At 66.6% G+C, this 17,440-nt stretch carries 14 protein-coding genes and 2 pseudogenes; 11 read left to right on the top strand and 5 right to left on the bottom strand.

The features are described from left to right. Positions 1 to 11 precede the first annotated feature (11 nt). The 3 genes and pseudogenes from OG874_RS12440 to OG874_RS12430 form a co-directional block, all read right to left on the bottom strand. A complete protein-coding gene (locus tag OG874_RS12440) occupies positions 12 to 1,391 on the bottom strand; it encodes a styrene monooxygenase/indole monooxygenase family protein (protein ID WP_330255280.1) in 1,380 nt (459 codons plus the stop codon). A 28-nt stretch (positions 1,392 to 1,419) separates the two neighbouring features. Then, positions 1,420 to 2,016 (bottom strand): annotated as a pseudogene (locus OG874_RS12435) (LLM class flavin-dependent oxidoreductase); the annotation flags it as partial. 38 nt (positions 2,017 to 2,054) lie between these two features. Further along, entirely contained in the window at positions 2,055 to 3,266 is a 1,212-nt protein-coding gene (locus OG874_RS12430; RefSeq protein WP_330255279.1) for an acyl-CoA dehydrogenase family protein, read from the bottom strand. Positions 3,267 to 3,447: 181 nt separating this feature from the next. On the opposite strand from OG874_RS12430, the gene OG874_RS12425 reads away from it, so the two are divergent. Continuing rightward, a complete protein-coding gene (locus tag OG874_RS12425; RefSeq protein ID WP_330255278.1) occupies positions 3,448 to 4,590 on the top strand; it encodes an LLM class flavin-dependent oxidoreductase in 1,143 nt (380 codons plus the stop codon). An 8-nt stretch (positions 4,591 to 4,598) separates the two neighbouring features. Here the strand turns inward: OG874_RS12425 and OG874_RS12420 are convergent, their stop codons facing one another. After that, complete coding sequence (locus OG874_RS12420) at positions 4,599 to 5,297, bottom strand: TetR/AcrR family transcriptional regulator (protein ID WP_330255277.1); 699 nt, start codon at positions 5,295 to 5,297, stop codon at positions 4,599 to 4,601. Positions 5,298 to 5,444: 147 nt separating this feature from the next. On the opposite strand from OG874_RS12420, the gene OG874_RS12415 reads away from it, so the two are divergent. The 9 genes and pseudogenes from OG874_RS12415 to OG874_RS12375 all read left to right on the top strand — a co-directional run bounded on the left by OG874_RS12415 (position 5,445) and on the right by OG874_RS12375 (position 15,060). Beyond that, positions 5,445 to 6,374 carry an NAD-dependent epimerase/dehydratase family protein gene (locus tag OG874_RS12415; protein WP_330255276.1) on the top strand — a complete coding sequence of 310 codons (930 nt, stop codon included), beginning with the start codon at positions 5,445 to 5,447 and terminating at the stop codon, positions 6,372 to 6,374. Between the two features lie 74 nt (positions 6,375 to 6,448). Continuing rightward, positions 6,449 to 8,170 carry a GMC family oxidoreductase gene (locus OG874_RS12410; protein WP_330255275.1) on the top strand — a complete coding sequence of 574 codons (1,722 nt, stop codon included), beginning with the start codon at positions 6,449 to 6,451 and terminating at the stop codon, positions 8,168 to 8,170. Positions 8,171 to 8,340: 170 nt separating this feature from the next. Then, positions 8,341 to 8,736: an ATP-binding cassette domain-containing protein gene (locus tag OG874_RS12405; protein ID WP_442943334.1), complete on the top strand. Its 396-nt coding sequence runs from the start codon at positions 8,341 to 8,343 to the stop codon at positions 8,734 to 8,736. A gap of 144 nt (positions 8,737 to 8,880) precedes the next feature. Next, positions 8,881 to 10,998: a molybdopterin oxidoreductase family protein gene (locus tag OG874_RS12400; RefSeq protein ID WP_330255273.1), complete on the top strand. Its 2,118-nt coding sequence runs from the start codon at positions 8,881 to 8,883 to the stop codon at positions 10,996 to 10,998. Further along, a complete protein-coding gene (locus OG874_RS12395) occupies positions 10,991 to 11,344 on the top strand; it encodes a molybdopterin oxidoreductase (protein ID WP_330255272.1) in 354 nt (117 codons plus the stop codon). The genes OG874_RS12400 and OG874_RS12395 overlap by 8 nt, the downstream gene beginning before the upstream one ends. Positions 11,345 to 11,364: 20 nt before the next feature. After that, complete coding sequence (gene nirB / locus OG874_RS12390; protein ID WP_330255271.1) at positions 11,365 to 13,875, top strand: nitrite reductase large subunit NirB; 2,511 nt, start codon at positions 11,365 to 11,367, stop codon at positions 13,873 to 13,875. Next, a complete protein-coding gene (locus tag OG874_RS12385) occupies positions 13,872 to 14,210 on the top strand; it encodes a Rieske (2Fe-2S) protein (RefSeq protein ID WP_330255270.1) in 339 nt (112 codons plus the stop codon). The genes nirB and OG874_RS12385 overlap by 4 nt, the downstream gene beginning before the upstream one ends. 18 nt (positions 14,211 to 14,228) lie before the next feature. Next, positions 14,229 to 14,525: pseudogene (locus OG874_RS12380) on the top strand (zinc-binding dehydrogenase); the annotation flags it as partial. Positions 14,526 to 14,637: 112 nt separating this feature from the next. Next, on the top strand, positions 14,638 to 15,060 hold the full coding sequence (locus tag OG874_RS12375) for a hypothetical protein (protein WP_330255269.1): 423 nt from the start codon (positions 14,638 to 14,640) through the stop codon (positions 15,058 to 15,060). Between the two features lie 28 nt (positions 15,061 to 15,088). Here the strand turns inward: OG874_RS12375 and OG874_RS12370 are convergent, their stop codons facing one another. After that, a complete protein-coding gene (locus tag OG874_RS12370; protein ID WP_330255268.1) occupies positions 15,089 to 15,661 on the bottom strand; it encodes a TetR/AcrR family transcriptional regulator in 573 nt (190 codons plus the stop codon). A 164-nt stretch (positions 15,662 to 15,825) separates the two neighbouring features. Between OG874_RS12370 and OG874_RS12365 the strand changes: the two genes are divergently transcribed. Next, on the top strand, positions 15,826 to 17,421 hold the full coding sequence (locus tag OG874_RS12365) for a GMC oxidoreductase (protein ID WP_330255267.1): 1,596 nt from the start codon (positions 15,826 to 15,828) through the stop codon (positions 17,419 to 17,421). Positions 17,422 to 17,440 lie beyond the last annotated feature (19 nt).

Below are 17,440 nucleotides of genomic sequence, written 5' to 3'. Positions count from 1 at the left end.
CTCCAGTTCTGCTAGGCGTTGCTGAGGGTGTTCGAGAAGGTGGATCGGCCGAATCGTCCGGCCGGGGTGAAGCGTTCGAGCAGTGCGGCCGCGTCCTGGCCGGTCACCTCGGTGATGAACGCGCTCGCCGCGGCCGGCGAGTCGACGCCGAGGAACGGCTGCGGGCGGTGCAGCAGACCGACGAGCGCGCTCGCGAACCGCGCGTCGACGGCGGCCGCGGCGAAGAGTTGGTTGCCGATATCGGCGAGTTCCGGATCGCCGAGGAACAACCGGGTGACTTTGTTCGCGGCGTCACCGCGGGCAGCGAGGAATGCGGCGTACTGCCCGCTGAGCCAAGCCTCGTCGAATGGGCCTTCGTGCACGGCGGCCGCCGCTACCAGCCGCTGTGCCTGGATCAGGCCGCTCTGTGCGCCCTGTCCGGCGATCGGATCGTAGGCGGCCGAGGTGTCGCCGAGGGAGGCCACCAGATGTCCGCCCGCGGTGCGCCCCACCCCGGAGCGGACCACCGGCCGGACCGCACCCTTGAGCCAGGAATGCGGATCCTCGGCGATCACCTGGGTGGCGAGCACCTCCGGCAGATCCCAGTCGATGAAGTCGCGGTAGAGCTCCTGCACGATCCGATGCGCGGATTCCGCCGAATCGGCTGCGGCGAAACGGCTTTCCCACTCACTGCCCGGTCGCGCCCAGCCGAGGAATGCCCAACTCGGGCCCGCGTCCTTGTGCAGATACGGACCCCACCAGCCCTCGCCCTGTTCGGCGAAGATGGAGAAGCCGCTGTGCGCGCCGCCGGCCCGGCTGCGATGGGCGAAGACGCTCGGATCGTGGTCGAGACCGGTCACGGTGACGGTGAGCAATGACCGTTGCGGTGCGTCATAGGGTGTGCGCGCCGCGTCGATCGCGAACAGCTCGGACAATCCGCCGCGACCGGTGGCGACCAGGGTAAGGTCGGCGGCCGCCGCGATGGTGTCGAGCTTGTCGGGGGTGACCTGCTCGACGACGAAACGCCCATCTAGTTCGAGAAACGCGGTCAACCGTTCGTCGGCCTTCAGCCGGGTATCGACCGCCACCCCGACGAATCCGTCGAAATGCCCGTCGAATTGGATCAGTTCTTCGCGCTCGGGCCCCGCGATGCGGACGCTGAGCCCGGTGTGGCGTGGCGCGCGAGCGGTGTAGGAGTCCAAGCCGAGTGCGGCTTCAGCCTGCTGTGTCTCTCCGAATTCGAGCGCGGTGCCGGTGGCGGGCACATCGTCGCGCAGCGCCCGCTGGTCACGATCGCTGTAGAGGGTGACGTCGAATCCGGCGTCGAGTAATCCGAGCGCCGCGCTGACGCCGGTTTGCCCGGCCCCGATCACGGCGGCCGAACGAGTGGAGCGGGAATTCTGCGATGTCATGTTCGGACCTTTCCTTGGATTCCGTTGGTCAAGCGCCGACCGCCGACCCGGACCGGGATACGGTGTCGGGTAGTGCGGTCGATGCGGGCCCGTCCAGGCGATACCGCGCGCCGCGATGCTCGTGCGGCAGGCGATCACCCTGGTCGAGTAACTTGTTCCGTAGCGTGCCCGGAACGTATTCGGTGGCGTACGCGCCGCGTTCGGACAACACCGGAACGACATGGCGCACAATGTCTTCGAAGCTGCCCGGGGTAATGGCGTAGGCCAGGTTGAAACCGTCGAGATCGGTTTCGGCGACCCAGTCCTGGAGTTGGTCGGCGACCGTCGCGCCGGAGCCGACGAATACCGGACCCATGCCGCCGATGCCGGCCCAGCGACCGATATCGCGGACCGTCCACTCCCGGCCGTCGTCGTCGAACTCCTGAAAGGCGGCGACGGCGGATTGGATGGCGTTGCTCAGCTTGTAGAGCACCTCGAGGTATTCGTCGGCCTGGTTGTAGCGTTCGTCGTGGTCCAGCTGATCGTCCGCGCCGAAATTCCGTGCGGCCGAAGGCAAGTAGCCGGTGACGACATTCCAGCCGATGCGCCCGTTGGTCAGGTGATCGAGAGTCGAGAGGCGGCGCGCGCAATTCATATCGAAGGCGTTGAAACGGATGCGGCGAGTCATTCCGCCGCTCCCTTACGTTCGCCCGCGCTCCAAGCGAACGGCAGGTCCGCTCCGTTCAACAGGTGATCGCCGATCGCCCTTGCCTTTTGGATGGCAGGGTTGTGCACCGAGATGGTGCGGGCGTTGCGCCAGTGGCGATCCAGACGCAGGCGCTCCGAAACCACCGAGGCCCCACCTACTTCGAACAGCAGCGTGGTCGCGGGCAGCACCAGATCGATCACGGCCAGCTGCGCTTGCGCGGCGGCGAGTTCGGCTGCGATCACATCCTCCTCGCGAGCGCCACCGGCCAATGCCTCGTCCAAGACATCGGCAACCGCGAGCACACTGGCCCGCGCGGCGAAAGCGGCCGCCGACAACCGCCCGATCACCTGCTGGACCAACGGATCCTGGCGCGGCAGATCGGCGACGGAGTGGGTGTAGCCGCGGGTACGCGCCGCGACCCATTCCCTGGCATCGCGTTCGGCGCGCTGCGCTATTCCGGCGAGTACCGCGAGTTGCACGAGCTGCAGGTAGGACGTCGCGTAGGTGGGCCCGGCAACGCCGTAGCCGGGACCGAGAATCCGCTCGTCGGCCACCACCACATCGGTGAATTCCGTGGTGCCGCTGGCGGTCAGCCGCTGCCCGAAGCCATCCCAATCGTCGTGCTGACGCACCCCTTCGGCATTCGCGTCGACCAGCACACCCACCCGTTCACCGTCGCGATCCGCCGCCGCCAGAATGTAGTCCGCGTACAGCGATCCGGTGCTGTAGTACTTCGTCCCGTTCAGCAGCCAACGGTCGCCGTCCCTGGTAACCCGAGTTCGGTAATGGTCGACCGCGCCGATACCCGGTTCGGTGATCGCATTGCCGACCAGTGTGCCCACGGCGACGGCGCGCAGCCAACGCTCCCGCTCCGGACCGCGCTCAGCGAGCAATTGGTCCTCGACGAACGAGAAGTGCACCCGAAGTGCCTGCGGCAGATTGGATTCGGCGGCGGCCAACTCGATCAGCAGCCGGAACAGCTGGCGCACGGTCGCGCCGTACCCGCCGAATTCGACCGGCACGCGCAACGCACCGAACTTGGCCGCACGCAGCCAGCCCACTTCGTCGAAGGGCAGCCGACGATCGATCTCGCGCTCGACCGCGCCCCGGGCAATGCGGTCGAAAATCGGTTCGAAGATCGCATCCAGGTCGGAGTCTGTGGTGGATTTCGCCTCTGTGGATGTCATCACCCCACGATCGCGCGGACCGAACCGCAGCTCACCAGTTGTGCGCAACGCGATCGAAAGTCTGCGCCGAGAGGTAATAACCACCGGGATTTCAATTGGTGACGCGGCCTGGCGGCGCTGGCAGCATCGTGGCCGTCTGTGCACAATCCGGCCCGATCCGAACCGCGAGGAGCAGCTGTCGATGACACTGTCGTTTCATTGGTTTCTGCCCACCTACGGCGATTCGCGCGGCCTGATCGCCGGTGGCCACGGCACCTCGATGTCCGGTGATCGGCCCGCATCGCTGCGCTACCTGAACCAGATCGGCGCGGCCGCCGAGGACAACGGTTTCGAGGCGGTGCTCACCCCGACCGGGGCTTGGTGCGAGGACGCCTGGCTGACCACCGCCATGCTGGTCGAGACCACCGAAACCCTGAAGTTTCTGGTGGCGTTTCGCCCCGGCTTGGTCAGCCCGACCCTCGCCGCGCAGATGGCCGGGACCTACCAGCGCCACTCCAGGGGCCGCCTGCTGCTGAATGTGGTGACCGGTGGCGAGCCGCATGAGCAGCAGGCCTATGGCGATTTCCTCGACAAGGAACAGCGCTACGCGCGCACCGCGGAATTCCTGCACGTGGTGCGCGAGCTGTGGCGCTCGCGCGAGCCGATCAGCTTCGCGGGCAACCACATTCAGATCCGCGACGCACTGCTCAACAACCACCCCGATCCGGTGCCGCCGGTATTCTTCGGCGGCTCCTCCGAACCCGCCGGGCCGGTCGCGGCGCGTTACGCCGACACCTACCTCACCTGGGGTGAACCGCCACTCGCGGTCGGCGAGAAACTCGATTGGATCCGTGGGCTGGCCGCGGCCGAGGGCCGAAACCTCAGCTATGGCCTGCGCATTCATGTGATCAGCCGCGACACCTCCGAGCAGGCGTGGGCCGAGGCCGACCGACTGCTCTCCGGGATCGACCCGGCCGCCATCGAACGCGTCCAGACCAGCCTGGCCCGCAGCGAATCCGAAGGGCAGCGGCGCATGCTGGAACTACACGGCGGCCGCACCGACCGCCTCGAAATCGCGCCGAACCTGTGGGCCGGAGTCGGACTCGTGCGCGGTGGCGCGGGCACTGCCCTGGTCGGCTCGCACGAAGAGGTCGCCGACCGACTCATCGAATACGCGGACCTCGGCATAACCCATTTCATCCTCTCCGGCTACCCGCACATCGAAGAGGCCTACTGGTTCGGCGAGGGCGTACTCCCGATCCTGGAACGCCGCGGCCACTGGCACCACCCGAATCGAACCGCATCAGCGCCCGTCGCAACACCGTTCGCGACCGCGACGCACTGAGGGGCGATTCAGCCGCGGTAGCCAAGTTGGTCGAGTAATCCGTCGAGCTGGAGTTCGAAGAGTTCGGCGCGGTCGGCGAAGGTGTCCGCGCCGTACTGGTCGAAGACGTCGAAGGTCACCGCGCCGAACAGGCCGACCCACATGGTGACGCCGCGGGCGATGAGCCAATCCGGGACGTCGAGGCCGAAGGCGTCCCTGATCGCCGCGAAACTGTTGGCGAGCGCCGATGATATGGGCCGTTCGCGCGCCGGCGCGGTGAGCAGGCCCGCCCGATTGGCGTGGGCGAACAGGATCTGCATCGTCGCGATCACCCGGGTGCCGGGAACGGTGGTCTGTTCCGCGGGGGCGTCGTAGCCGGGCACCGGGGTGCCGAAAAGCAGTCCGTAGCGGGCGGGTTCGGCCAGGGCCCAGGCGCGTACCGTGCGGCCGACGACGCGCAGGCGCTCTATCGGATCGTCGGGGGCATCGGCCAGTGCGGCGTCCACCGCGTCGCCGAGTGCGTTGTATCCGTCGACCACGAGCAGGGTCAGCAGTTCATCGCGGCTGCGTACATAGCGGTAGACCGCCGAGGAGACGACTCCGAGATCGCGCGCGACCGCGCGCAGCGACAGCGCCGCGGCACCGTCGGTGGCCAGATGTTCGCGTCCGATGCGGACGATGTCGTGCATGGTCTGGGCCCTGGCACGGGCACGTGGTGTCGTCGCCATATCGACACCTTGCGCGCATTGGAGAGCGATGTCAACTAATGCGAGCACTGCTCTTGACTTTGTGTCGCGGCGGCCGCATGCTTATTCACAACAGAGAGCACCGCTCACAAAAGTAGACTCGCTCAGTCGACAACCAGAGGATGCACCATGCCGGAATTGCATATCGTCACCGGAGCCGGCCCCGCCGGAAGGGCCGTCGCCGAACAGTTGGCCGAAGCGGGCAAGCCCGTGCGGGTGCTCACCCGCTCCGGCGGCGGACCAGAGCACGCATTGATCCAACGACGGCAGGTCGATGTTACTGCGCCCGAACAGCTTTCGGGTCAGTTCGACGGAGCGACGGCCGTCTATCACTGTCTCGGCGCCTCCGAGTACACGGCGAAGGCATGGCGGGCCGAACTGCTCCCGGCCGAACAGGCCGTCCTGGACGAGGCAGGCAAGGCAGGCACCGTCGTGGTCTTCGTGGAGAACATCTACTCCTATGGTCGAGTCGATGGGCCGATCACCGAAACATTGCCCCGCACCGCCGATTTCGGTAAGCCCGGCGTCCGGACCGAGCTGCTGCGCGCCCGCGAAGCGCACGCCACCGCGACGGTGAGCGTCGCTGCCGCGGACTTCCTCGGACCGTATGTGCGCGCCTCGGTATCCGGCGAACAGCTGTTCGTCCCGATCCTCACCGGAAAGCGCGTGCAGGCGTTCGGCAAACTCGATCTCCCGCACTCCTACACCTATATCCCCGACGTGGCCGCCGCCATGATCCGCGCGGCCGCCGACGAATCCCTGTGGAACTCGGTCCTGCACGCTCCGACCGCGCCACCGATCACCCAGCAGCAACTCATCGATACCATCGCGTCGACCGCCGGGGTCGCGTCGCCGAAGGTGTTCGCCGCACCGGCCGCGCTACTGCGCCTGCTCGGCATCACCAACCCGATGATGCGCGAACTCGCCGAGATGAGTTATCAGGTCACCCGCCCGTTCGTATTGGACTCCACGCAGAGCGAGCAGCGCCTCGGCCTGCACCCGACACCCATCGACCAGGCCGTCGCGGCGACCGTCGCCTGGTGGAAGTCCCAGCTCTGAACCCTCGAACGCGGCTTAGCTACTCGGTAGTAGTGTTACCGGTGTCACTGGCGACACAGATCGAGGAGCACCACATGGACCAGCGAGAGACGGATTTCGACGTACTCGTCGTCGGTTCAGGATTCGGCGGCAGCGTCACCGCGCTGCGGCTGATCGAGAAGGGTTACCGGGTCGGGGTGCTCGAGGCCGGTCGGCGCTACGCCGATGACGAACTCCCCGAAACCAGCTGGGATCTGCGCAAGTTCCTCTGGGCGCCGAAACTCGGCTGCTACGGTATCCAGCGCATTCATCCGCTGCGCAATGTCCTCATCCTCGGCGGCGCCGGTGTCGGCGGCGGTTCGCTCAACTACGCGAATACGCTCTACGTGCCGCCGGAGCCGTTCTTCCAGGACCAGCAGTGGCGCGATATCACCGATTGGCGTGCGGAACTCACCCCGTACTACGAGCGCGCGAAGAAGATGCTCGGCGTGGTGCAGAACCCGCATATGACTCCGGCCGACGAGGTGTTCAAGAAGGTCGCCGACGATATGGGCGTCGGCGACACCTTCGTGCAGACCCCGGTCGGCGTCTTCTTCGGGGAGCCGGGCAAGACCGTGGCGGATCCGTACTTCGGCGGTGTCGGTCCGGATCGCACCGGCTGCCTCGAATGCGGTGAGTGCATGACGGGCTGCCGCCACGGCGCGAAGAACACCCTCGTGAAGAACTACCTGTACCTCGCGGAAAAGGCCGGTGCACAGGTGATTCCGATGACAACGGTGGCTTCGCTGCACCCGCTGCCGGACGGCACCTGGGACGTCGCGACCGAACGCACCGGCGCGTGGCTCCGCAAGCGCCCACAGACCTACACCGCGGGCCAGGTCGTACTCGCCGCGGGTACCCTCGGCACGCAGAAACTGTTGCACGCCATGCGCGATCGGGGCGTGCTGCCCGAATTGTCGGATCGGCTGGGCGAACTCACCCGCACCAACTCCGAATCCATTGTTGGCGCGGCGACCCGCAAGGTGAACCCGGAGGTGGATTTCACCCGCGGCGTCGCGATCACCTCATCGATCCACCCCACCCACGACACCCATATCGAGCCGGTCCGCTACGGCAAGGGCTCGAATGTCATGGGGCTCATGCAAACCCTGATGGTCGACGGCGGCGGCCGCATGCCGCGCTGGCTGCGCTTCCTCGGTACGGTGGTGCGAAACCCGTTGACCCTCATCAGTTTCCTCAGCGTCAAGAACTGGAGCGAGCGCACCATCATCTCCCTGGTGATGCAGCACCTCGACAACTCCATCACCACCTATACCAAGCGAACCCTCTTCGGCCGCAAGCTGACCAGCAGACAGGGCCACGGCGAACCCAACCCCACCTGGATCCCCGCGGGCAACGAGGTAACCCGCAAGGTCGCCGAAGAAATCGGCGGAGTCGCGGGCGGCAGCTGGGGCGAAATCTTCAACATCCCCCTCACCGCCCACTTCCTCGGCGGCGCGCCCATCGGCGCGGACCGCGACTCCGGCGTAATCGATGCCTACCACCGAGTTTTCGGCTATCCGACACTGAGCGTCGTCGATGGGGCCGCCGTCTCCGCGAACCTCGGCGTCAACCCGTCGCTGACCATCACCGCCCAAGCCGAACGGTGCGCCGCCTACTGGCCGAACAAGGGCGAACAGGACCGACGCCCCGCACAAGGCATCGCGTATCAACGCATCGCCCCGATCGCCCCGAGGAACCCGGTGGTCCCCACCGACGCACCCGCGGCCCTCGTCCTGCCGATCATCGAGATCCGCGACAAGCAGTCGGCCAGCTGACAACCGCGGTCCGAGTCGCGAGAGCGGTGCGCAACTCGTCGACCCGAGTCCGGATCATTGCCCGATGACGCCGCTGAGTTCGTTCGGGGCGGCGGGCACGGCCCGCATTCGTTGTGCGACACACCGCCGTCCCCGCCACACTGCCGATCACCGTGCGGCAGACAGTCGCGATGGGATGCTGGGCACACCGCGGCCCATGGCGGTGGCTGTCTCGGCAGGACCGCGGCACGGTGCACGCCTGCATGGCACGACTGGATATCGCCGACCTCGCGAACCGCCGCCTGGACACCCTCTCCGGCGGACAACGCCAACGCACCCTGATCGCCCAAGCACTCGCCCAGCAAGCACCCCTACTCCTACTCGACGAACCCGCCACCGGACTGGATTCCGACTCCCAACAAGCGATCTCGCGCATACACACCGAGATCAGCGACCAAGGCGTCACCGTCGTACAAGCCACCCATGACCTCGACGAGGCCGCGCGCGCCGACCACTGCCTGCTCCTGCGGGACGGGACAGCGGTCGCGGAGGGCGCACCGGCCGCCATTCTGTCCGCCGATCGCTGAACCTTGATCCCGAGTCCGAGGCGCTCGCGTGCGCGTTCCGGTTCCCGCGACCCATGGCCGAATCGTCGGGGCAACGCGGCGGCAATGTCGCGGATCTAGGTTGGCTGGACTGGGAAGCAGTGCTCGACCTCGGAGACATCAGCCATGGCGCCCGCGAACCTCGAGACCAAGACGCACTGTCCGTACTGTTCACTGCAGTGCGGGATCGTTCTCGATGCCGCGACCACACCGGTGGCATTGCGTCCGCAGGCCGACTTTCCGACCAATATGGGCGGGTTGTGCGCGAAGGGGTGGACGGCGGCCGAATTGCTGGAACATCCGCAGCGGCTGACTCAGCCGCTGGTACGTGACTCACGCGAAGAGCCGTTGCGGCCGACGGACTGGGACGACGCGTTGGACCGCATCGTCGACGCGATCACCACAGCCCAGCGCCTATACGGGCGCGATAGCGCCGGCTGCTTCGGCGGCGGTGGCCTGACGAACGAAAAGGCTTATCAGCTGGGCAAATTCGCGCGGGTAGCGTTGGGTACCTCGGCGATCGACTACAACGGGCGCTTCTGCATGTCCTCGGCCGCGAACGCCGCGACCCGGGCCTTCGGCATCGATCGGGGCCTGCCGTTTCCGCTGGCCGATCTGGCGCACGCGGATGCGGTGCTGCTGGTCGGCGCCAACCCGGCGGACACGATGCCGCCCGCGATGCAGTTCCTCGACGCCGGGCGGTCGCGCGGTGCGCGCCTCATCGTGATCGATCCGCGCGCGACCACCACCGCGCGCGGGGCATATCTGCACCTGCAGCCGGTGCCGGGCACCGATCTCGCGCTCGCCAATGGCATGCTGCACGTCGCGATCCGCGAGAAGCTGGTCGATACCGGCTACATCGCCAGTCGTACAACAGACTTCGAGGCGGTACGCCGGGCCGCACGACTGTACTGGCCGGATCGGGTCGAGCGGATCACCGGCGTCCCCGAGCGGGATCTGGTCGAGGCGGTGCGTTTGCTCGCGGGTGCCGAGCGGGCGATGGTGCTCACCGCGCGTGGTGCCGAGCAGCATCGTTCAGGGTCCGATACGGTGCTCGCGTTCATCAATCTCGCACTGGCGCTGGGACTTCCGGGACGCCCATACTGCGGCTACGGCACGGTGACCGGGCAGGGCAATGGGCAGGGCGGCCGGGAACACGGGCAGAAGGCCGATCAGTTGCCGGGATACCGACGCCTCGACGATCCGGTCGCGCGCGCCCATGTCGCTGCGGTGTGGGGCGTCGATCCCGCCGAGTTGCCGCAGCCTGGCCGTTCCGCCTATGAAATGCTCGACCGCCTCGGCACCGATGGCGGAGTGCGCGCGCTGTGGGTTCTCGGCTCGAATCCTGTTGTGTCCGCGCCACATTCAGCACGAATCACCCAGCGAATTCGTGCATTGGACTTCCTGGCGGTGTCCGACTTCTTCCTGTCGGAGACGGCCGCGCTGGCCGACGTCGTGTTGCCCAGCGCACAGTGGGCCGAGGAGACCGGCACCATGACGAATGTGGAGGGCCGAGTGATCCTGCGCGAGGCCGCGCTGGACCCGCCCACGGGCGTGCGGACCGACTTGCAGGTCATGCGTTGCCTCGCAGAACGTTTGGGACGTCCCGGATTTTCCGATGTGCCGCAAGAGGTGTTCGCCGAACTGGGTCGCGCCAGTAGAGGTGGTAAAGCCGACTACTCGGGCATCAGCTACCACCGCATCATCGCCGAACAGGGTGTGTTCTGGCCATGCCCGTCGCCGCGGCACCCGGGCACCCCCCGACTGTTCACCGAAGACTTCCCCACTCCCGACCGACGGGCCCGATTTCACGCGGTCGAACACATCGGCACCGCCGAACTGCCCGACCTCGACTACCCGTACTACCTGACAACCGGCCGACTGCTCAGCCAGTACCAGTCGGGGACGCAGACCCGGCAGATCCACTCACTGCGCGCGGCCGAACCGAACGCGGTAGTCGAGATGCACACAATGGTGGCCCACCGGATCCACGTGGCGACCGGCGATCTGGTGCGATTGCGCACCCGACGCGGCACCGCGGTGATGACGGCCCGCATCGTCGCCGGTATCCGGCCCGACACCGTCTTCGCGCCGTTCCACTGGGGTGGCGACGGCAACGCCAACCTACTGACCAACCCCGCGCTCGACCCGCATTCACGGATGCCCGAATTCAAGGTATGCGCGGTTGCCCTGTCCCGTGTCGCCGACACCGATCCCATCGATGGAGGAACAGCAGATGCCTGATACCAGCACGCCCCGATTCCTACAGGGCCCCTTCGCCTTCGAAGGCAAGGGCCTCGACACTCCGCTGCCCCTCGACGCGTCGCTGCATTACGTGGTGCCGCCCGGCGCGATCGCCCAACCAGTGTACTTTCGCGGCGGCAACAGCAGCGACGAACTGGTCACCGTCATCCTGGTCCGCGACGGTAATCCCATGCGGTACTTCCCGATTGCCGCCAAGGGCGCCACCCATGTCTCGCTGCGCGTGGTGGAGGACCTACTCGCCGACACCGTGCTCGAACTGTTCGTCGCGGCCCCCGCCGGGGTGAGCGGCACCCTGATCGTCGACCTCGGTCTCGTCGAGATCTGAACGGACGCAAGGACTGTGACATGACCAGTATCCTGACATCGCACGACGCCGGCGAGGCGACGACGGCCAAACCACGACTGGTGGTCGTCGGCAACGGCATGGCCGGAGTCCGCGCCATTGAGGAGATCCTGTCCCGCAACGGACGGAAATTGTTCGATATCACCGTGTTCGGCGACGAACCCTATGGCAACTACAACCGCATCCTACTGTCCAACGTGCTGGCCGGTTCGGAGGACACCGGCGAGATCTTCCTCAATCCACTGGACTGGTACGCCGACAACGAGATCGACCTGCGGGCCGGGGCTCGCGTGGTTCGCATCGACCGTTTCGCGCGCCTCGTGCAGGCCGACGACGGCACGTCGATCCGTTACGACCAGCTGATTCTGGCCACCGGCAGCCGCTCGTTCTTCCCGCCTATGGATGGCATGTGGGCCGACGACCGGACACTCACCTCCGGAGTGTTCGGATTCCGCAGCCTCGACGACTGCACGGCGATGATCGACTACGCGGCGGACAAGACGAAGGCGGTGGTCATCGGTGGTGGCCTGCTCGGCTTGGAAGCCGCGCGCGGACTGCAGAACCGCGGCCTGACCGTCGATGTCGTGCACTCTCCCGCGACGCTGATGAACGCGCAACTCGACGAAGCGGCCGGTGCGATCGTGCGCCGTTCGGTCGAGAATATCGGCATCACCGTGCACACCGGCCAGAGCACGAAAAGAGTACTGACCCAAGGCGGTTCGGTAGCCGGAGTCGCCTTTGCCGACGGCACCACCGTCGAGTGCGACATGCTCGTCGTCTCCGCGGGCATCCGGCCCAATGTCGGCCTCGCGCTACGGGCGGGTCTCACCGTGGAACGAGCCATTGTGGTCGACGACCACATGCGCTCGGTCGATGACGACGATATCTATGTCGTCGGCGAATGCGCACAGCATCGCGGCCAGGTGTACGGACTCGTCGCCCCGCTCTGGGACCAAGCGAAGGTCTTGGCCGACCATCTCACCGGCACCGATCGTCGCGCGGCCTATCACGGTTCCCGGATGGCTACCAAGCTGAAGGTCGCTGGTGTCGACGTCGCCGCCATGGGACTCAAAGCGCCCGAGCACCCGGACGACGAGTTCGTCCAGTTCGCCGAACCCAAACACGGCATCTACAAGACGATCGTGGTGCGCGACGGCAAACTGGTCGGAGCCACCCTGGTCGGCGACGTCCGCAAAGTCGCCTTCCTGATGCAGGCCTTCGACCGGGGACTGCCGCTGCCGGAGGAACGCATCTCGCTGATGTTCGATATCGGCACCCCTGATGTCGAGGTCGGCGTCGCCGAGTTGGCCGCGGACACCCAGGTGTGCAACTGCAACGGCGTCAGCAAATCCGCACTGGTCGCCTGCGTCAACGGCGGGCAGAAAACGGTGCCCGGCGTGATGACCGCGACTCGGGCGGGCAAGGGGTGCGGATCCTGCAAAACCCTGGTGGCACAGATCGTGGAGTGGGCGGCGGGCGGAGTGGTCGAGGACGACCCCTCGGCGAGCTGGTACGTACCCGGTATCCCCTACGAGAAGCCGGAACTGATGCGGCTCATCCGGGAACTCCAACTGCACTCGGTGTCATCGGTATTCGCGGCCCTGGCACCCGACGGCCGCGAGGACGCCAACTCGAAAATGGGGCTCGCGTCGCTGCTGCAGATGATGTGGACACACGAATTCGTCGACGAACGCGACGCACGATTCGTCAACGATCGCGTGCACGCCAATATCCAACGCGACGGCACCTTCTCGGTGGTGCCGCAGATGAAAGGCGGGGTCACCGATTCCGCCCAGCTGCGCAAGATCGCCGACGTCGCCGACAAATACGCCATCCCGCTGATCAAGCTGACCGGCGGCCAACGGATCGACCTGCTCGGCGTGCGGAAAGAGGATCTGCCCGCGGTGTGGGCGGACCTGGACATGCCATCGGGCTTCGCCTACAGCAAGAGCTTCCGCACCGTCAAAACCTGTGTCGGATCCGATTTCTGCCGATACGGCGTCGGTGACTCCACCTCCCTGGGCATCGCGATCGAACAACGCTTCCAAGGGATCCCCGGACCGGCCAAAATGAAACTCGCCGTCACCGGTTGCCCACGCAACTGCGCCGAAGCACTGTGCAAGGACCTCGGCGTGGTCGCGGTCGACGGCGGGTGCTGGGAGATCTATGTCGGTGGTGCCGCTGGAGCCCATATTCGCAAAGGCGATCTGCTCGCCACCGTCGACAGTCCTGAACTGGTCGTCCAACTGACCGGACGATTCCTGCAGTACTACCGCGAGAACGCCAACTGGCTCGAACGCACCTACACGTGGGTGCCCCGCGTCGGCATCGACACTATCCGGGCCGTCGTCGTCGAGGACCGCGACGGAGATGGCGCGCGCTTGGACGCTGAAATGCACAAGGCCGTCGACGCCTACCGCGACCCCTGGAAGGATCGCGAAAAACCAGCAACCCCAGGACAATTCCGTAGCGCCCTGCCACTGGCCGTGCTGCCGCAGGTGCCGATCCGATGATCGGCCGCATCGTCGGCCGCCTGGACGACATCCCAGTCGGCGAGGGCCGCGCGTACACCGTCGACGGCACACAGATCGCAATCTACCGACTACGCAACGGCACCCTACGCGCCCTGGCCGCCACCTGCCCCCACCAAGGCGGCCCGCTCGCCGACGGACTCATCGACAACCGCGTCGTCGTCTGCCCCCTGCACGGCCGTACCTACGACCTGACCACCGGCACCGAACTCGATGGCGGCCAACCCGTTTGCGCCTACCACGCCAGCGCCGATCACGACGGCACGATCCGCCTCGATGGGCCCTCGGAACGGACGGCGGCATCTCCGCCAGAGTGATCCGGGCGATCGGCACACAACCTGGCGCAAAGCCTGTCGCTGCTGGCCGTCGACGGCGCCATGGTCAACGTCGGCGCACCCGCGGACCCGCTGTCGCTCAACGTCTTCACCCTGATCATGCAGCGTCGCTCCTTCGCGGGATCACTCATCGGTGGTATCCGTGAAACCCAGGAAATGCTCGACTTCTGCGCCGCACACCACCTCGGCGCCGAAATCGAAATCATCGCCGCGAACCGGATCAACGAAGCCTACGAACGAGTCCTGGCCTCCGACGTGCGCTACCGGTTCGTCATCGATATCTCGACGCTGGCCTGATCGCGAGCCGCACCCACAGCGAGGGTAACGGTGCGTACGGTCGGGGCGGTTAACAGGTGTGGCCGCGAATCGGCCGCTGCCCGTTCGGGTATACCGATCAGAGGGGATGATCATGCGCTCATTCAGTCGGTCGACGGCGATCGCGGCGGCTGCCGCGGTGGCCTGCGCGCCAGCGTTCATTTTCGCGGGGACCGCCTCGGCGGATTCGGTCAGCATTCCGGTTCTGAACACCTCGGCGACCGAAGCCGGCCTGTGCTACGGGACGATCCGCGGGAACGTCGACCAGGACAGCTCCTCGGGGATTCATCTCACCAGCGCGTTCCAAGGCATCGGCACCTGCGCGACCACTGCCTACGTGTCCTGGCACAACATCGACACCGGTGCCCGCGGTAACACCACGATCAAGCTGGTCGGGTCGTGGTACAACTCGGCGACCATCCCGTCGGGGCCCGGCCATATCGAATTGTCGGTCACCACAAAGGAATTCCTGCACTCCCCCGACTCGGTTCAGGTCCAGTACGTCATCCCGGGGTGATTCGCACGTAGCTCGATCACGCCGGCTCTTACCGAGCGTCCCGGTCGCCGTGCAGACCTCGCTCGAGTAGCGACCACGCGCGCCCGGCGACGTCCGCGCGCGAAGACGGATCCGTCTTCGTGAGAATCGCGGCGAGCATCGCGACCGCCATCACCACGTCCGAAGAGGTCACCTCCGCGCGCATCGCACCCCGCCGGTCCGGATCTTCGAGCTTGCGGGATATCAGGTCGACCAGGCGCGACGCGACGTCGAATATGCGGGGGTCGTCCGTGCCGGTGGGGTCCAGCATCGCGACGAACGCCGCGGAGGCGGCGAGTTGGGCGACGATCACCTCGAGCACGTGGTCGACGGTGGTTTCCGGATCGGCCGCGATCGCCTCGACCTCGCCGATGTTCTCCTCGAAGACGGCCAGCGCAATGCTCTCCCGAGTCGGGAAGTGGCGATAGAGGACACCCTGCCCCACCCCGGCGGCGCGCGCGATCGAACTCAGCGGAACGTCGAAACCATTCTCCGCGAACACCATCCGCGCGGCCCGAATCAATGCGGCTCGATTTCCCGGCGCCGCCTTCGGACCACGGTTCGCGGGACGCGGTGCTGCCATCTGCGCAACATTACATCCGCCGCATCCGCTTGACGCAACCATTGTCTTAGCCCAGACTACCCGACACCGGACAGTACTGTCCGGTGCGCTTCCTCGCCTTGCGGGGAATCTATCGGAGGCGACGTGCCGATGGCTACGTCACGGATCATCAGCAAAGGTGTGGAATGTCAGTAATCACGCGCCGGTCACTATTCACCGCGACCGCCGCGGCCGGTGCCCTGCTGATCGGCTCCCGGCCCACCGGCTCGACGACCGGAATCGCCGCGCGAGTCAACAGCGTCCCGCTGACCCGGGAAGAACATCGTGTCGTCGTGATCGGATCGGGTTTCGGCGGCGGTGTGACCGCCCTGCGCTTGGCCCAGGCAGGTGTCCCGGTGTTGCTGCTCGAGCGCGGGCTGCGCTGGCCGACCGGTCCGAACGCGGAGACCTTCCCACGCGCCTCGGCGCTGGACAAACGTGTGCTCTGGTACCGATCCAATCCGCGATTGTTCGGCACCCCACTGGTTTTCGAGCCCTACACCGGCTTGGTCGAAGCGGTCGCGGGGGACAATATGACCGCCCTGTGCGCCGCCGGCCTCGGCGGCGGTTCGCTGATCTACCAGGGGATGTCCCTACAGCCGTCGGAAGCGGTGTTCAACACGCATCTCCCCCAGGAGCTCGACTGGGCGACCATGGATCGCGTGCACTACCCGAGGGTGGCGCGCATGCTCGGCCTCGCGGTGGCGCCCGACGAGCTGATCGCGAACCCGAACTACGCGGCGTCGCGGATCTTCGCCGACCATGTGCGGCATGCGGGGCTGCCGCTGTCGAAGATCCCGATGCCCATCGACTGGAACTTCGCGCTGGCCGAACTGCGCGGTGAGATGAAGCCGTCGTACACCAATGGCGACGGCGCCATGGGCGTGAACAACGGCGGCAAGCACTCGGTCGATGTCACCTACATCGCCGCGGCGGAGGCGACGGGACTGGTGCGCGTCGAGACGCTGCACCAGGTCACCGAGGTCGAACGCGCCGCGGACGGCCGCTGGCTGGTCTACGTCGAACGGCTCGACACCGCAGGCAATGTCCTGGAGAACAAGATCCTCACCACCACTGCCCTGGTCATGGCGGCGGGCAGCCTCAACACCACCAAACTGCTCGTCCGCGCCGCCGCGACGGGCCGGATCCCCGATCTGCCGGACGATCTCGGTCAGGGCTGGGGCACCAACGCCGACCGGATCTATGTGTGGACCGATCCGGCAGCGAATTTCGGCGAATCGCAAGGCGGTCCCGTGGTCTACGGAAGTAAGAACTGGGACGATCCACACGCGGCGTGCACCGTCATCCAGGCGTCCATACCGCCGATGTCCATGGATGCCAGGAGCACCATGATGGTCGGGTACGGCGTCAGCGACGGGCGCGGCGGATTCGTCTACGACGCTGCGCGCGACGAGGCGATCCTGCACTGGCCGCAGGATGGCGACGCCTACATCCAGGACAACCACATCGCGCCCACCGCACACAGCATCGCCGGCACGACAGGCGTTCTCGTCGACACCAACGCACTGTTCCCGTCGACCTGGCATCCGCTGGGCGGTGCGAGCATGGGCACGGTGTGCGATCTCGACGGGCGCGTGCACGGCCAGCGCGGTCTGTATGTGCTCGACGGCGCGCTGCTGCCGGGAAACGCCGCCGCCTGCAATCCGTCGATGACCATCGCCGCGGTGGCCGAGCGAGCGCTCGAGCGGTTGGTCGCACAGGACATCGGCACGGTGATCTGACCATCCGCCGCGCCACCGA

It is taken from the genome of Nocardia sp. NBC_00565, assembly GCF_036345915.1.
Lineage (GTDB): Bacteria > Actinomycetota > Actinomycetes > Mycobacteriales > Mycobacteriaceae > Nocardia.
Note: the sequence above shows the minus strand (reverse complement) of the source record. Positions and strands in the feature narration are given on the sequence as shown.

Coding starts and splice junctions, on each gene's coding strand:
- nirB (WP_330255271.1), top strand. CDS start 11,365: ATGACCAGTATCCTGACATCGCACGACGCCGGCGAGGCGACGACGGCC.
- OG874_RS12400 (WP_330255273.1), top strand. CDS start 8,881: ATGGCGCCCGCGAACCTCGAGACCAAGACGCACTGTCCGTACTGTTCA.
- OG874_RS12385 (WP_330255270.1), top strand. CDS start 13,872: ATGATCGGCCGCATCGTCGGCCGCCTGGACGACATCCCAGTCGGCGAG.
- OG874_RS12420 (WP_330255277.1), bottom strand. CDS start 5,297: ATGGCGACGACACCACGTGCCCGTGCCAGGGCCCAGACCATGCACGAC.
- OG874_RS12430 (WP_330255279.1), bottom strand. CDS start 3,266: ATGACATCCACAGAGGCGAAATCCACCACAGACTCCGACCTGGATGCG.
- OG874_RS12415 (WP_330255276.1), top strand. CDS start 5,445: ATGCCGGAATTGCATATCGTCACCGGAGCCGGCCCCGCCGGAAGGGCC.
- OG874_RS12425 (WP_330255278.1), top strand. CDS start 3,448: ATGACACTGTCGTTTCATTGGTTTCTGCCCACCTACGGCGATTCGCGC.
- OG874_RS12370 (WP_330255268.1), bottom strand. CDS start 15,661: ATGGCAGCACCGCGTCCCGCGAACCGTGGTCCGAAGGCGGCGCCGGGA.
- OG874_RS12395 (WP_330255272.1), top strand. CDS start 10,991: ATGCCTGATACCAGCACGCCCCGATTCCTACAGGGCCCCTTCGCCTTC.
- OG874_RS12440 (WP_330255280.1), bottom strand. CDS start 1,391: ATGACATCGCAGAATTCCCGCTCCACTCGTTCGGCCGCCGTGATCGGG.
- OG874_RS12375 (WP_330255269.1), top strand. CDS start 14,638: ATGCGCTCATTCAGTCGGTCGACGGCGATCGCGGCGGCTGCCGCGGTG.
- OG874_RS12365 (WP_330255267.1), top strand. CDS start 15,826: ATGTCAGTAATCACGCGCCGGTCACTATTCACCGCGACCGCCGCGGCC.
- OG874_RS12405 (WP_442943334.1), top strand. CDS start 8,341: ATGGGATGCTGGGCACACCGCGGCCCATGGCGGTGGCTGTCTCGGCAG.
- OG874_RS12410 (WP_330255275.1), top strand. CDS start 6,449: ATGGACCAGCGAGAGACGGATTTCGACGTACTCGTCGTCGGTTCAGGA.